We start from the raw sequence: 13,366 nt of genomic DNA, 5'->3' as shown, positions 1-13,366 counted from the left end.
CATGAGTTATCAGGTTCTTGCACGAAAATGGCGTCCGCGCTCGTTCCGCGAAATGGTCGGCCAGACCCATGTGCTCAAGGCTCTGATCAATGCACTGGACAACCAGCGGCTGCACCATGCCTATCTGTTCACTGGTACCCGCGGGGTGGGCAAGACCACCATCGCGCGCATCATCGCCAAGTGCCTGAACTGTGAAACCGGCATTACCTCCACGCCCTGCGGCAGCTGCTCGGTGTGCCGCGAGATCGACGAAGGCCGCTTCGTCGACCTGATCGAAATCGACGCCGCCAGCCGGACCAAGGTCGAGGACACCCGCGAGCTGCTCGACAACGTGCAGTACGCCCCGAGCCGCGGGCGCTTCAAGGTCTACCTGATCGACGAAGTGCACATGCTCTCGAGCCACTCGTTCAACGCCTTGCTCAAGACGCTCGAAGAGCCGCCGCCCTACGTCAAGTTCATCCTGGCGACCACCGATCCGCAGAAACTGCCGGCGACCATCCTGTCGCGCTGCCTGCAGTTTTCGCTGAAAAACATGACCCCCGAGCGCGTGGTCGAGCACCTGAGCCATGTGCTGGGCGCCGAGAACGTGCCGTTCGAGCAAGATGCCCTGTGGCTGCTCGGGCGCGCCGCCGATGGCTCGATGCGTGACGCCATGAGCCTGACCGACCAGGCCATCGCCTTTGGTGAAGGCAAGGTGCTCGCTGCCGACGTGCGGGCCATGCTCGGCACGCTCGACCATGGGCAGGTGTACGGCGTGCTGCAGGCGTTGCTCGAGGGCGACGCCCGGGCGCTGCTCGAAGCGGTGCGCCAGCTGGCCGAACAGGGTCCGGACTGGAGCGGCGTGCTGGCCGAGATGCTCAACGTGCTGCACCGTGTGGCGATCGCTCAGGCGCTGCCCGAGGCCGTGGACAACGGCCAGGGTGATCGCGACCGGGTGCTGGCGCTGGCTTCGGCGCTGCCGGCCGAAGACGTGCAGTTCTACTACCAGATGGGCCTGATCGGCCGGCGTGACCTGCCGCTCGCGCCAGATCCGCGCGGCGGCTTCGAGATGGTGCTGCTGCGCATGCTGGCGTTCCGGCCGGCCGATGCCGACGATGCGCCGAGACCGGTGCTAAAGCCGTTGGGGATCAGCCAGGCCACAGCTGATTCCCCAAGTCCGGTGGCAGCGGCGGCGATCGTCGCGCCGCCCGTAGCCCAGTCGCCCGAGCGGCCGCCTGCGCCGGTGGCCGCGGCACGGCGCGCGCCGGAGCCTGAGCCGGTCGCTGAGCCGGTCCCCGCGCCGGCTGTCGCGCAACCTGAAGAAGCTGTCGATCTGCCGTGGAACGATCCGGTCGAGCCGGCCGTGGCAGCTGCCCGCGAGCCTGTTGCAGCGCCCGTCCCGGTGGCGGCCAGCCCGCCCGCCGCGCACGAGCCGCCACCCTTCGACGATGGGGCCTACAACCCGGTGGGCATGGACCGCGACGACGAGCCGCCGCTGGACGAGGACTACTACGCGCCGGAAGCCGACCCGGTCGGTTTCAGCTACCTCGACGAACTGGCCGAGCATGTGCACGAACCCGACGAGGTGATCAGCGTCCCGGAACCGCTGCCCGCGTCGAAGCCGGCCACCGGTCTGGCGCTGCAATGGCTGGAATTATTCCCACAGTTGCCGATCTCAGGTATGACCGGCAATATCGCCGCGAACTGTAGTCTTATTGCCGTGAATGGCGATGACTGGTTGCTGCACCTGGACCCGGCGCAAGGCGCCTTGTTCAACAGCACCCAGCAGCGGCGCCTGAACGAGGCCCTCAACCAGCACTTCGGCCGCGCGATCAGCCTGTCGATCGAACTGGTGCGGCCCGAGCAGGAAACGCCCGCCCAGGCTGCCGCGCGCAAGCGCGCCGACCGCCAGCGCGAGGCCGAGGAGGCGATCGACGGCGATCCGCTCATCCAGCAGATGATCCGCCAGTTCGGCGCCACCGTGCGGCACGATAGTATTGAACCCGTAGACGCCCTGGTCAGCCAGGGCCAGTGACTTGATGAATCATGCGCCCGGCCTCTTGTCGCGCGCATCACGTAACCCGATCGAGGAATTTCCCATGATGAAAGGTGGCATGGCAGGCCTGATGAAGCAGGCCCAGCAGATGCAGGAAAAAATGGCCAAGATGCAGGAAGAACTGGCCAACGCCGAAGTGACCGGTCAGTCCGGCGCAGGCCTTGTGAGCGTGGTGATGACCGGTCGCCACGACGTCAAGCGCATCACCCTTGATGACAGCCTGATGCAGGAAGACAAGGAAGTGCTCGAGGACCTGATCGCCGCCGCCGTCAACGACGCGGTGCGCAAGGTCGAGCAGAACAGCCAGGAAAAGATGGGCGGCATGACCGCTGGCATGCAACTGCCGCCGGGCTTCAAGATGCCGTTCTAAGCGGCATCGCGCGTCACCCCCATGGGAGCACCGGCCATAAGGTTGTTGCTCCCATTGTTGTTTTATCCGTACCGATGAATTGGCAGGCCTACACACCATGAGCTTCAGTCCCCTGATCCGCCAACTGATCGACGCCCTGCGCATCTTGCCCGGCGTCGGCCAGAAAACCGCCCAGCGCATGGCGCTGCAACTGCTCGAGCGCGATCGCAGCGGCGGCGCGCGCCTGGCGCAGGCGTTGAGCCAGGCCATGGAGGGCGTCGGCCATTGCCGCCAGTGCCGCACGCTGACCGAGCAGGAGCTGTGCCCGCAGTGCGCCGACCCACGGCGAGACGACACCCTGCTGTGCGTGGTGGAGGGGCCGATGGATGTGTATGCGGTGGAGCAGACGGGGTACCGGGGGCGTTACTTTGTGCTGAAGGGGCATTTGTCGCCGCTCGATGGGCTAGGGCCTGAGGCGATCGGGATTCCGCAGTTGATGCAGCGGGTAGCGGAGCAGGGCACGTTCAGCGAGGTGATCCTGGCGACCAACCCGACGGTGGAGGGGGAGGCGACGGCCCATTACATCGCGCAGTTGCTGGCGGACAAGGGGTTGGTGGCCTCGCGGATTGCCCACGGGGTGCCGCTGGGTGGAGAGCTGGAGCTGGTGGATGGCGGGACGCTGGCGCATTCGTTTGCGGGGCGTCGGCCGATTTCGTTGTAGGGCGGGACGGTCAAGGTGTGTTTGGTGTCAGTGACGGTTGCGGGGTGTGGACGATTCTGAGGCGCCTAGCGGCCCCAGAATCGAACAGGCGCTGCAAGAGCAGCTGCCTGGCACCGTGCGGTGGCAGGCTTCACACCGACCGATCCTGCGGTTGGATCAATACTCCGTCAACAGGAACTCCGTCAGGCAGAACGTCGGCACGCCCGTGTCCTGCAACCGGCGCGAGCCGGCGAGCTCAGGCAAGTCAATGATCGCGGCAGCCTCGAACACCTGGGCCCCCGTGCGGCGAATCAGGTTGGTCGCGGCCAGCAGCGTGCCGCCGGTGGCGATCAGGTCATCGAAGAGCACCACCGAGTCACCTTCGCACAGGCTGTCGGCGTGCACTTCGAGGAAGGCTTCGCCGTATTCGGTCTGGTAACCCTCGGACAACACGTCGGCCGGCAGCTTGCCCTGCTTGCGGAACAGGATCAGCGGCTTGTTCAGCTGGTGGGCGATGATCGATCCGATTAGAAAGCCGCGCGCATCCATGGCGCCGATGTGGCTGAATTCGGCCTCGACGTAGCGCTCGATGAACTGGTCGGCGACGTAGCGCAAGCCACGAGGCGACTGGAACAGCGGGGTGATGTCGCGGAAGATCACGCCTGGCTTGGGAAAGTCCGGTACAGGGCGGATCAGGGCTTTGAGGTCGAAGGTGTCGCTATGCATGAGGCGGGTATCCTGAAAATCGAATGCCCGCCAGTATAACCGGTCTGCGCCGCCTCAGGCCTCCATTGCGCCACCCGCCAGCGCGCACAGCTGGATGGGGTCAAGGATATGCACCTCCTTGCCCTCGGCACTGATCAGCCCGTTCTGCTGGAATCGGGTGAACACCCGCGACACGGTTTCCACCGCCAGGCCCAGGTAATTGCCGATTTCATTGCGCGACATGCTCAGGCGGAACTGGTTGGCGGAGTACCCGCGGGCACGAAAGCGCGCCGACAGGTTGACCAGGAACGTGGCGATGCGCTCGTCGGCAGACTTTTTCGACAACAGCAGCATCATCTGCTGGTCGTCGCGGATTTCCCTGCTCATCACCCGCATCAGCTGCCGGCGCAACTGTGGCAGTTGCTCGGAAAGCTCGTCGAGCCGGTCGAAGGGAATTTCGCACACCGAGGTGGTCTCCTGGGCCTGGGCCGAGACCGGGTAGGCCTCGGCGTCCATGCCCGACAACCCGACCAGCTCGCTGGGCAGGTGGAAGCCGGTGATCTGCTCCACTCCGGCATCGCTCAGGCTGAAGGTTTTCAGCGAGCCGGAACGTACGGCGTAGACCGAGCCGAAATCGTCGCCCTGGCGGAACAGGAACTCGCCCTTTTTCAGCGGGCGGCCGCGTTTGACGATGTCATCAAGTGCATCCATGTCCTCAAGGTCGAGGGACAAGGGAAGGCAGAGGGGCGCCAGGCTGCAATCCTTGCAGTGGGCCTGGGTAGTGGCGCGCAGTTTGACTGGCTCGGACATTTCAATCGATCCTTGTGAGAAAACACACATCACGTAAGGGTACCTTACGCTGCAGGGGTGAGACCAGCTTGCGCTCCCTGCGCTGATGTCCTCCCGGTTCAGATCACTCGCGAATACCGCTGACGGTCCTGCATCGCAAGGTAGGCATCGAACACCATGCACACCGAGCGCACCAGCAGCCGCCCCGCCGGCAGCACCTTGATCCCCTCGGCGTCCAGGCGGATCAGGCCATCATGCTGCAGGGCCTGCAATCGCGGCCAGAGCGCCTTGAAGTACCCCGCGAAATCGACGCGGTATACCTGCTCGATGGCGGCGAATTCCAGCTCGAAGTGACAGATCAGTTGCTGGATCACGGCGCGGCGCAGGCGGTCGTCCGCGGTGCACAGCAGCCCTCGGCGGGTGGCCAGCTGTGCGCCCGCGAGCGCGGCCTGGTAGGTGTTGAGATCGCTGCTGTTCTGGCAATACAGATCGCCGACCTGGCTGATCGCCGAAACTCCGAGGCCGATCAGGTCACAGTGGCCGTGAGTGGTGTAGCCCTGGAAGTTGCGCTGCAAGGTGCCTTCTTCCTGGGCGATGGCAAGCTCGTCGTCAGGCAGGGCGAAATGGTCCATGCCGATGTAGCGATAGCCGGCGGCGGTCAGTTGCTCGATGGTGGCCTGGAGCATCTCGAGCTTTGCCGCCGGGGCCGGCAACTCGCGGGTGTCGATGCGCCGCTGGGGCATGAAACGCTCGGGCAGGTGCGCGTAATTGAACACCGAGAGCCGATCGGGCTGCAGGTCGATGACCTCGTCGACCGTGCGGGCAAAGCCTTGCGGGGTCTGCCGGGGCAGGCCATAGATCAGGTCGAGGTTGACCGAGCGGAATTGCAAGGTGCGCGCCGCCTCGACCAGGGCGCTGGTCTGCTCCAGGCTCTGCAGCCGGTTGACGGCGCGCTGCACGGCCGGGTCCAGGTCCTGCACGCCAAGACTCACCCGGTTGAAGCCCAGCTCGCGCAGCAGGCCCATGGTCGACCAGTCGGCTTCGCGTGGGTCGAGCTCGATGCCGTAGTCGCCCGAGTCATCGTCCAGCAGGTTGAAGTGCTCGCGCAGCTGCGCCATCAGCCGGCGTAGCTCCGCATGGCTGAGAAACGTCGGGGTGCCGCCGCCGAAGTGCAACTGCTCGACGCGCTGCCCCGGACCGAGGTGGCAGGCGATCAGCTGGATTTCCTGCTCCAGGTGCTGCAGGTAGGGCAAGGCACGGCCGCGGTCCTTGGTGATGACCTTGTTGCAGGCGCAGTAGTAGCAGATGTTGGCGCAAAACGGCACGTGCACGTACAGCGACAGTGGGCGCACGGCGCGCCGGCTGTCGCGCAGGGCATGCAGCAGGTCGAAGGAACCCACCTCGCCGTGCAGTTGCACGGCGGTTGGATAGGAGGTGTAGCGCGGCCCGGCCAGGTCGTAGCGGCGGATCAGGTCGCAATCCCAACGAAGGTCGTCGAGCATGGAGGCGGTTCCCGGAGAAAACAGCGGTAGCCGCAGTCTAGGGACAGCCGTGGGCGCCGGTGTTGATTTGAATCAACACCGCGTCAGTGGCCCATCAGCCAGTGTTGATGGTGGCCGGGCAAGGTCCACAGGCCAAACAGGATGACCAGCATGCCACCGGCCATGCGGACGCCGCGCTGGCGCAGAAGCTGGCCGACACGGTCGGCGGCGAGGCCGGTGGCCAGCAGTACTGGCCAGGTGCCCAGGCCGAAGGCCAGCATCAGGGCGGCGCTGTCCACGGCATTGCCCTGGCTGGCCGCCCAGAACAGCGTGCTGTAGACCAGTCCGCACGGCAGCCATCCCCACAGCGCCCCCAGCAACAGCGCGCGTGGCAGGCTGGACACCGGCAGCAGCCGCGTGGCCACGGGCTGGATATGCCGCCATATGCCGCGGCCCAGCGCCTCGATGCGAGTCAGGCCGCTCCACCAGCCTGCCAGGTAAAGCCCCATGGCGATCAGCAGCAGTCCCGCGGCCACGCGCATGCCGAACGCTACCGGGCTGTTGGCCAGCGCCCAGCCGGCCAGGCCCAGCAACAGGCCGGCGGTGGCGTAGCTGAGGATCCGCCCCACGTTGTAGGCCAGCAGCAGGCGCAGGCGGCGGCTGCGTTGCTCGGGCGGGATGGCCAGGGTCAGGGCGCCCATCAGGCCGCCGCACATGCCCAGGCAATGGCCGCCACCGAGCAGCCCAAGGATCAGTGCCGAACCCAGCAGGGGAAGAAGATCAGGCACGGGGGACGTCGTCCTTGTCAGCGGTCTTGCGCTCGGCCTGGGGCAGAGCGCCTTGGTGGCGAGGGTCGTCGTCGTCGAACAGGATGCTGTGGGCGGGGCCTTCGAGGTCGTCGTACTGGCCGCTGTCCACGGCCCAGAAAAAGATGTACACGGCGAAGCCAACGATCAGCAACGCGGCCGGGATCATGATGTAGAGGGCGGGCATGGGGGCGCTCCTGCTCAGGCCGTGGCGGGACGGGAAAGGCCGGTCGGGGCCGTGGCACCTGGGGTGCGGGCCAGGCGCAACGCGTTGAGCACCACGATCAGCGAGCTGACCGACATGCCGACCGCCGCCCACACCGGCGTGATCCAGCCCAAGGCGGCGAACGGCAACATGAGGCCATTATACAAGCCTGCCCAGAGCAGGTTCTCGAGGATGATCCGCCGGGTGCGGCGCGCCACCCCGAAGGCCTGGACCAGCGACCGCAGGCGGCTGGACAGCAGCACGGCGTCGGCGCTGGTCTTGGCCAGGTCAGTGGCCGACCCCATGGCGATGCTGATGTCGGCCGCCGCCAGCACCGGCACATCGTTGACCCCATCGCCCAGCATCAGCACCTTGCGCCCTTCGGCCTGCAGGGCCTTGAGCCGTGCCAGCTTGTCGGCCGGGCGCAGGCTGCCGATGGCTTCGTCGATCTGCAGTTGCTTCGCCACCTCGGCCACCATGGGCGAGCTGTCACCCGACAGCAACAGCGTACGCCAGCCGCGCGCCTTGCAGGCCGCGACCAGCTCGCCGGCATCGCCGCGCAGGCGGTCGTCGAGCACCAGCCACGCCAGCGGGCCCTGTCGATCGCCCAGCAGCAGCCACTGGCCGTGACCGCCGGGCACCTGAGGCACCGGTGCGCCGCTCAGGGCACAGACAAACGCGGCCTGGCCGATGCGCAGGGTGCGTTCGCCAACCTGGCCTTGCAGCCCCTGGCCAGGCTCGCTGCTGACATTTTCAGCGGCTGCCGCGGCGCGGCCGAACGCCCGGGCGATGGGGTGCTCGGAGCGGTTCTCCAGCGCGGCGGCCAGCTCCAGGCACTGCTCGGCGGTAAGGCTGGCCAAGGGATGCAAGCTGCGCAAGGCCAGGCGCCCCTCGGTCAGCGTGCCGGTCTTGTCGAAGATCACCGTGTCGATCTGGTTCAGCCCTTCGATCACATGCCCGCGGGTCAGCAGCAGGCCCACTCCGTGCAAGGTGCCGGTGGCGGTGGTCAGGGCGGTAGGGGTGGCCAGCGACAGCGCGCAGGGGCAGGTGGCGACCAGCATGGCCAGGACAATCCAGAAGGCCCGTGCCGGCTCCAGCTGCCACCACAACAGACCGATGCCTGCCGCGGCGATCAGGCTGAACAGCAGAAACCACTGCGCAGCCCGGTCGGCGATCCGCGCCAGGCGCGGTTTTTCGGACTGGGCACGTTCAAGCAGGCGCACGATGGCGGACAGCCGGGTGTTCTGGCCCAAGGCCTGGACCTCGACGGTCAGGGTGCTTTCCACGTTCAGCGTGCCCGCCGTGACGGCATCGCCGTGGCCGCGCGCCTGGGGCAGGGACTCACCGGTCAGCAGCGATTCGTCGAGGCTTGAACGCCCATCGACGATCCGCCCATCGGCCGGCACCACGGCGCCCGGTTGCACCAGCACCCGCTGGCCCGCGCGCAGTTCGGTCAGCAGCACACGCAGGCTCTGGCCATCCTCGCCCAGGCGCAGGCATGAGGCCGGCAGCAGGTTGACCAGCTGCGCGGTGGCCGCGGCCGTGCGCTGGCGGGCACGTCGTTCCAGGTAGCGGCCGGTGAGCAGGAACAGCGCGAACATGCCCACGGTGTCGAAATACAGCTCGCCGCTGCCGCTGATCGCCGTCCAGATGCCCGCGCCATAGGCCAGGCCAATGGCCAGCGATACCGACACATCCATGGTCAGGTGACGCGTGCGCAAGTCGCGGGCCGCGCCCTTGAAAAACGGCGCGCAGCTGTAGAACACGATCGGCGTGGTCAGGAACAGCGCCACCCAGCGCAGGATGGTGTGCAGCTCGGGGCTCAGGTCGATGTTGAATTCGGGCCAGGTGGCCATGGTCGCCATCATCGCCTGGAACCACAGCAGCCCGGCCACGCCCAGTCGGCGCAGGGCGGCGCGGTTTTCACGGGCCAGTTGCCCGGCCGCCTGGTCGGGTTGGCAGGGATGGGCGGCATAGCCGATCTGTCGCAGCTCGGCGAACAGCTGGGACAGCAGCAGTTGTTCGGGTGCCCAGCGGACCTGCAGGCGATGATTGGAGAGGTTCAGGCGCGCTTCGCTGATGCCGGGCAGGTTGCGCAGGTGTTTTTCGATCAGCCAGCCGCAAGCGGCGCAACTGATGCCCTCGATCAGCAGCGTTGTCTCGGCCTGTTCGCCGTCGTCGCGCACGAAGGGTTGTTGCACATCGGCGCGGTCGTACAGGGCCAGTTCGTCCTGCAGCTGGCGGGGCAGGGTTTCAGGGTTCGCGCTGGATTCGCTGCGGTGCTGGTAGTAGCGCTCCAGGCTGCCAGCGACGATGGCCTCGGCCACGGCCTGGCAGCCGGGGCAGCAGAACGCTCGCGGCTCGCCCAGCACCACCGCGGTGAAACGGCTGCCGGGGGGAACGGGAAGGGCGCAGTGATAGCAGGGGGTGATCATGGTTTCTGGCCGAAAATCGGGGTGGCCGAACCGCAGCGAAGAAGCCAGCTCATTTTTCCAGATGCTCCGCCCCTTGCAAGGCCTCATCACCCAGCTGCAAGGTCTCCCCATGCTCTACCTTTTCTTCCTCGAACAACCGCCACACCTGCCCCTCCTGCTCCCCCAGCAGTTCAACGAACCGCCGCCCCTCGACCCGGTCCTCAAGCTGCCCGACATACCGCCCGGGCGCGCTCATGTTCAGCACCACCTTGCGGTCCTTCGCCGGCTGTGTCGGCGAAATCAGGTTCAATTCCACCCGCTGCGGCGCGCTGTCGCCGGTCAGGCGCAACTGCACTTCACCGGTCAGCTCATCGAGCCGCAGGTCGGCCTTCAGCCCCAGCTGCTGCGCCAGCAGTTCGCGGTCGAGCGAGCGGTTGATCCCCTTGCCCGCCTCGTAGTAGTTGTCGGTCACCAGATTGACTGGGTTACGCACCGCGATCGTGACCATGGTCAGGCTCAGGCACACCGAGGTGGTGAGGATGCCGATGATGATCCAGGGCCAGAGGTGCTTGTACCAAGGGCCGGCGGTGGTGTTGGAGGGCATGCTGGATTCTCTCAACGGATGGGCGGGCCGATGAAGCGGCTCTCGGCTTCGACCCGGGAGTCGCCGTCGTCGGCGTCCTTCAGGAGGAAGGTAATGTCATTGGTGGTCGAGGGCAGGCGCTCGGGCGCCACCGACACGCGTACCGGCAGGCTGACGATATCGCCCGCGGCCACGCGGATCTCGCGCGCGCCTTCAAGCATCAGGCCCGGCAGGCCGCTGGCGTCGAGCACGTAGACGTGGTCGTGCTGGTCCTTGTTCATCACCTTGAGGCTGTAGACGTTCTCGATCCGGCCCTGGGCGTTCTCGCGGTAGAGCACCCGGTCCTTGCTCACGTCGAAGCCGACCAGCGAGCGGGTGGCGAAGGCGCTGGCAAGCAGGCCGATCATCGCCAGCAGCACCAGCGCGTAGCCGATCAGGCGGGGCCGCAGCCTGTGGGTCTTCTGCCCGGAAAGGTTGTGCTCGGTGGTGTAGCTGATCAGGCCCTTGGGATAATGCATCTTGTCCATGATGCTGTCGCACGCATCGATGCAGGCCGCGCAGCCGATGCACTCGATCTGCAGGCCGTTGCGGATGTCGATGCCGGTCGGGCAGACCTGCACGCACATCGTGCAGTCGATGCAGTCCCCTAGGCCCTTGGCCTTGTAGTCCGTGTCCTTCTTGCGCGGACCACGCGCTTCGCCGCGGCGAGGATCGTACGAAACGATCAGCGTGTCCTTGTCGAACATCACGCTCTGGAAGCGCGCATAGGGGCACATGTGCACGCACACCTGCTCGCGCAGCCAACCGGCGTTGCCGTAGGTCGCCAGGGTGAAGAAGCCTACCCAGAAATACGCCCAGCCGTCGGCCTGGCCGGTGAAGAACTCCAGCATCAGCTCACGGACAGGCGAAAAGTAGCCGACAAAGGTCATCCCGGTGACGAAGCCGATCACCAGCCACAGGCTGTGCTTGGCGCCCTTGCGCAGCAGCTTGTTGGCGCTCATGGGCGAGCGGTCGAGCCGGATGCGCTGGTTGCGGTCGCCCTCGGTGACCTTCTCGCACCACATGAAGATCCATGTCCACACACTCTGCGGGCAGGTGTAGCCGCACCATACCCGCCCCGCGAACACGGTGATGAAGAACAGCCCGAACGCCGCGACGATCAGCAGCCCCGACAGCAGGATGAAGTCCTGGGGCCAGATGGTCGCGCCGAAGATGTAGAACTTGCGCTCGGGCAGGTTCCACCACACGGCCTGGTGCCCGCCCCAGTTCAGCCAGACGGTGCCGAAGTAGAGCAGGAACAACAGCACCCCGGCGACCCTGCGCAGGTTGCGGAACATGCCCGTGAAGGCCCGGGTGTAGATTTTTTCCCGGGAGGCATAGAGATCGACGTTGTCACCGTGCTTGCCAGCAGGCGGGGTGACATTGTGTACCGGAATCTGCTTGCTCATCATCGCGTCCCACGGCAGGGGAAAGTGCCGCGGCCAGTGCATGCCGGCCGCAGTCGTGAATCAGGGGGCTTCGAGCGCATGATACGCCGCTGGCGAAGCCCTTGGAGCGCATTGCGACTGATCCTGCGCATCGCGTCGCGCGTCAGTCGGCCCTGGCCGGGTCTTCTTCTTCCGCGTGCGACAGGCTGTACACATACGCCGCCAGCAGGTGCACCTTGTCATTGCCCTGCAATTGCGCCTGCGCCGGCATCTGGCCCTGGCGGCCGTAGCGGATGGTCTGCTGCAACTGGGCGAAGCTCGAGCCGTAGATGAATGCCTGCGGATGGGTCAGGTCGGGCGCGCCCATGGCCGGTGTGCCTTTGGCTTCAGGGCCATGGCAGGCCACGCAGTTGGCGGCGAAGATCTTCTGCCCGTTGCCGACATCGGCCTTGATGTTTTCCGGCAGCGTGCGCCCATCGAGGTTGGTCAGCACGAAGGCGGCGACATCGGCCACGCCTTGCTCGCCGATCACCGCCGACCAGGCGGGCATCACCCCATGGCGGCCGTTCATGATGCTGGCCTTGATGGTCTCGGGTTCGCCACCCCAGCGCCAGTCCTGATCGGTGAGGTTGGGGAAACCGTAGGCACCCTTGGCGTCGGAACCGTGGCACACCGAGCAGTTGGAGGCGAACAACCTGGCCCCCATCTTCAGCGCTTGCGGCTGCTTGGCAACATCCTCGATGGGCATGGCGGCGTACTTGGCGAAGATCGGCCCGAAGCGGGCATCGGCCTTGGCCATCTCTTTTTCCCATTCGTGCACCCCGGTCCAGCCGGCCTGCCCGTTGGCGAACTCCGACGGTTCCTGGTAACCCGGCAGGATGCCTTTCCAGTTGCCCAGGCCCGGGTACAGCACCAGGTAGCCCAGCGAGAAGACGATGGTGGCGACGAACAGCCAGAACCACCACTTGGGCAGCGGGTTGTCGTATTCCTCGATGCCATCGAAGGCGTGTCCCACGGTTTCGTCGGTGACGTCGCTGCGCTGGCCCTTGCGGGTCGACAGCAGCAGCCAGGTCAGGGCAAAGAGGGTGCCCAGGGTCAGGACGGTGACGTACAGACTCCAGAAGGTGCTCATGCTTTGCTACTCCTCGAAGCGCTCGCTTTGGCTTGCTCGACGTGCCGGATCGCTTCGGGGTCGTCCGCGAAGGGCAGCAAGGTCGCTTCGTCGAAATCTTTCTTGCGTCGGCCGCTGAACACCCACAGCGCCAGGCCGACAAATGCCACCAGCACCACGACGGTGCCGAGACCACGAATCATCCCGATATCCATCACAGTCACCGTTTGCTCTTGATGAGGGTGCCCAGGCCTTGCAGGTAGGCCACCAGTGCGTCCATTTCGGTCTTGCCCTTGACCGCGTCACGGGCGCCGGCGATGTCGGCATCGGTGTACGGCACGCCCAGGGTGCGCAGTACCTCGAGTTTCTTCGCGGTGTCCTGGCCATCCAGGGTGTTTTCCACCAGCCACGGGTAGGACGGCATCTTCGATTCCGGCACGACGTTGCGCGGGTTGTACAGGTGCGCGCGGTGCCAGTCATCGGAGTAGCGGCCACCCACCCGGGCGAGGTCCGGGCCGGTGCGCTTGGAGCCCCACAGGAATGGGTGATCCCACACGCTCTCGCCTGCCACCGAGTAGTGTCCGTAGCGTTCGGTCTCGGCGCGGAACGGGCGGATCATTTGCGAGTGGCAGCCCACGCAGCCTTCGCGGATGTAGACGTCACGGCCTTCGACTTCCAGCGCGGTCCGCGGCTTCATGCCCTCGATCGGCTTGTTGGTCACGTCCTGGAAAAACAGCGGGACGATCTGGGTCAGCCCGCCG

14 protein-coding genes are annotated in these 13,366 nt (G+C 66.1%); 3 read left to right on the top strand and 11 right to left on the bottom strand.

Features of this window, described 5'->3' with window-relative positions; all coding sequences use genetic code 11:
• Position 1: 1 nt before the first annotated feature.
• From dnaX to recR, 3 genes are all read left to right on the top strand, one after another.
• Entirely contained in the window at positions 2 to 2,014 is a 2,013-nt protein-coding gene (gene dnaX / locus VJS90_RS05430) for a DNA polymerase III subunit gamma/tau (RefSeq protein ID WP_324119795.1), read from the top strand.
• A 64-nt stretch (positions 2,015 to 2,078) separates the two neighbouring features.
• The gene (locus VJS90_RS05425; protein ID WP_324119793.1) at positions 2,079 to 2,405 is read left to right on the top strand and encodes a YbaB/EbfC family nucleoid-associated protein; all 327 of its coding nucleotides are present in this window, start codon (positions 2,079 to 2,081) and stop codon (positions 2,403 to 2,405) included.
• Positions 2,406 to 2,502: 97 nt separating this feature from the next.
• Positions 2,503 to 3,105: a recombination mediator RecR gene (gene recR / locus VJS90_RS05420; protein ID WP_324119791.1), complete on the top strand. Its 603-nt coding sequence runs from the start codon at positions 2,503 to 2,505 to the stop codon at positions 3,103 to 3,105.
• Positions 3,106 to 3,261: 156 nt separating this feature from the next.
• Here the strand turns inward: recR and VJS90_RS05415 are convergent, their stop codons facing one another.
• From VJS90_RS05415 to ccoO, 11 genes are all read right to left on the bottom strand, one after another.
• On the bottom strand, positions 3,262 to 3,810 hold the full coding sequence (locus VJS90_RS05415; protein WP_324119789.1) for an adenine phosphoribosyltransferase: 549 nt from the start codon (positions 3,808 to 3,810) through the stop codon (positions 3,262 to 3,264).
• A 54-nt stretch (positions 3,811 to 3,864) separates the two neighbouring features.
• Complete coding sequence (gene fnr / locus VJS90_RS05410; RefSeq protein ID WP_324119787.1) at positions 3,865 to 4,599, bottom strand: fumarate/nitrate reduction transcriptional regulator Fnr; 735 nt, start codon at positions 4,597 to 4,599, stop codon at positions 3,865 to 3,867.
• A gap of 98 nt (positions 4,600 to 4,697) precedes the next feature.
• Positions 4,698 to 6,080 carry an oxygen-independent coproporphyrinogen III oxidase gene (hemN, locus tag VJS90_RS05405; RefSeq protein WP_324119785.1) on the bottom strand — a complete coding sequence of 461 codons (1,383 nt, stop codon included), beginning with the start codon at positions 6,078 to 6,080 and terminating at the stop codon, positions 4,698 to 4,700.
• A gap of 83 nt (positions 6,081 to 6,163) precedes the next feature.
• On the bottom strand, positions 6,164 to 6,847 hold the full coding sequence (locus tag VJS90_RS05400) for a sulfite exporter TauE/SafE family protein (protein ID WP_324119783.1): 684 nt from the start codon (positions 6,845 to 6,847) through the stop codon (positions 6,164 to 6,166).
• Positions 6,840 to 7,052 carry a cbb3-type cytochrome oxidase assembly protein CcoS gene (gene ccoS / locus VJS90_RS05395; RefSeq protein ID WP_324119781.1) on the bottom strand — a complete coding sequence of 71 codons (213 nt, stop codon included), beginning with the start codon at positions 7,050 to 7,052 and terminating at the stop codon, positions 6,840 to 6,842. The genes VJS90_RS05400 and ccoS overlap by 8 nt, the downstream gene beginning before the upstream one ends.
• A 14-nt stretch (positions 7,053 to 7,066) precedes the next feature.
• A complete protein-coding gene (locus VJS90_RS05390; protein ID WP_324119780.1) occupies positions 7,067 to 9,505 on the bottom strand; it encodes a heavy metal translocating P-type ATPase in 2,439 nt (812 codons plus the stop codon).
• A 49-nt stretch (positions 9,506 to 9,554) separates the two neighbouring features.
• A complete protein-coding gene (locus tag VJS90_RS05385) occupies positions 9,555 to 10,088 on the bottom strand; it encodes a FixH family protein (RefSeq protein ID WP_324119778.1) in 534 nt (177 codons plus the stop codon).
• Positions 10,089 to 10,099: 11 nt separating this feature from the next.
• The gene (gene ccoG, locus VJS90_RS05380) at positions 10,100 to 11,515 is read right to left on the bottom strand and encodes a cytochrome c oxidase accessory protein CcoG (protein ID WP_324119776.1); all 1,416 of its coding nucleotides are present in this window, start codon (positions 11,513 to 11,515) and stop codon (positions 10,100 to 10,102) included.
• A 142-nt stretch (positions 11,516 to 11,657) separates the two neighbouring features.
• Positions 11,658 to 12,626: a cytochrome-c oxidase, cbb3-type subunit III gene (gene ccoP, locus VJS90_RS05375; protein WP_324119773.1), complete on the bottom strand. Its 969-nt coding sequence runs from the start codon at positions 12,624 to 12,626 to the stop codon at positions 11,658 to 11,660.
• Positions 12,623 to 12,820, bottom strand: a complete 198-nt coding sequence (locus VJS90_RS05370) for a cbb3-type cytochrome c oxidase subunit 3 (RefSeq protein WP_324119824.1) — start codon at positions 12,818 to 12,820, stop codon at positions 12,623 to 12,625. The genes ccoP and VJS90_RS05370 overlap by 4 nt, the downstream gene beginning before the upstream one ends.
• A 5-nt stretch (positions 12,821 to 12,825) precedes the next feature.
• A partial coding sequence (gene ccoO, locus VJS90_RS05365; RefSeq protein WP_324119771.1) for a cytochrome-c oxidase, cbb3-type subunit II occupies positions 12,826 to 13,366 on the bottom strand: 541 nt, incomplete at its 5' end.

It is taken from the genome of Pseudomonas sp. (genome assembly GCF_035277045.1).
GTDB lineage: Bacteria > Pseudomonadota > Gammaproteobacteria > Pseudomonadales > Pseudomonadaceae > Aquipseudomonas.
The sequence above is the reverse complement of the archived record's forward strand: the minus strand, read 5'-3'. Positions and strand labels throughout refer to the sequence as shown.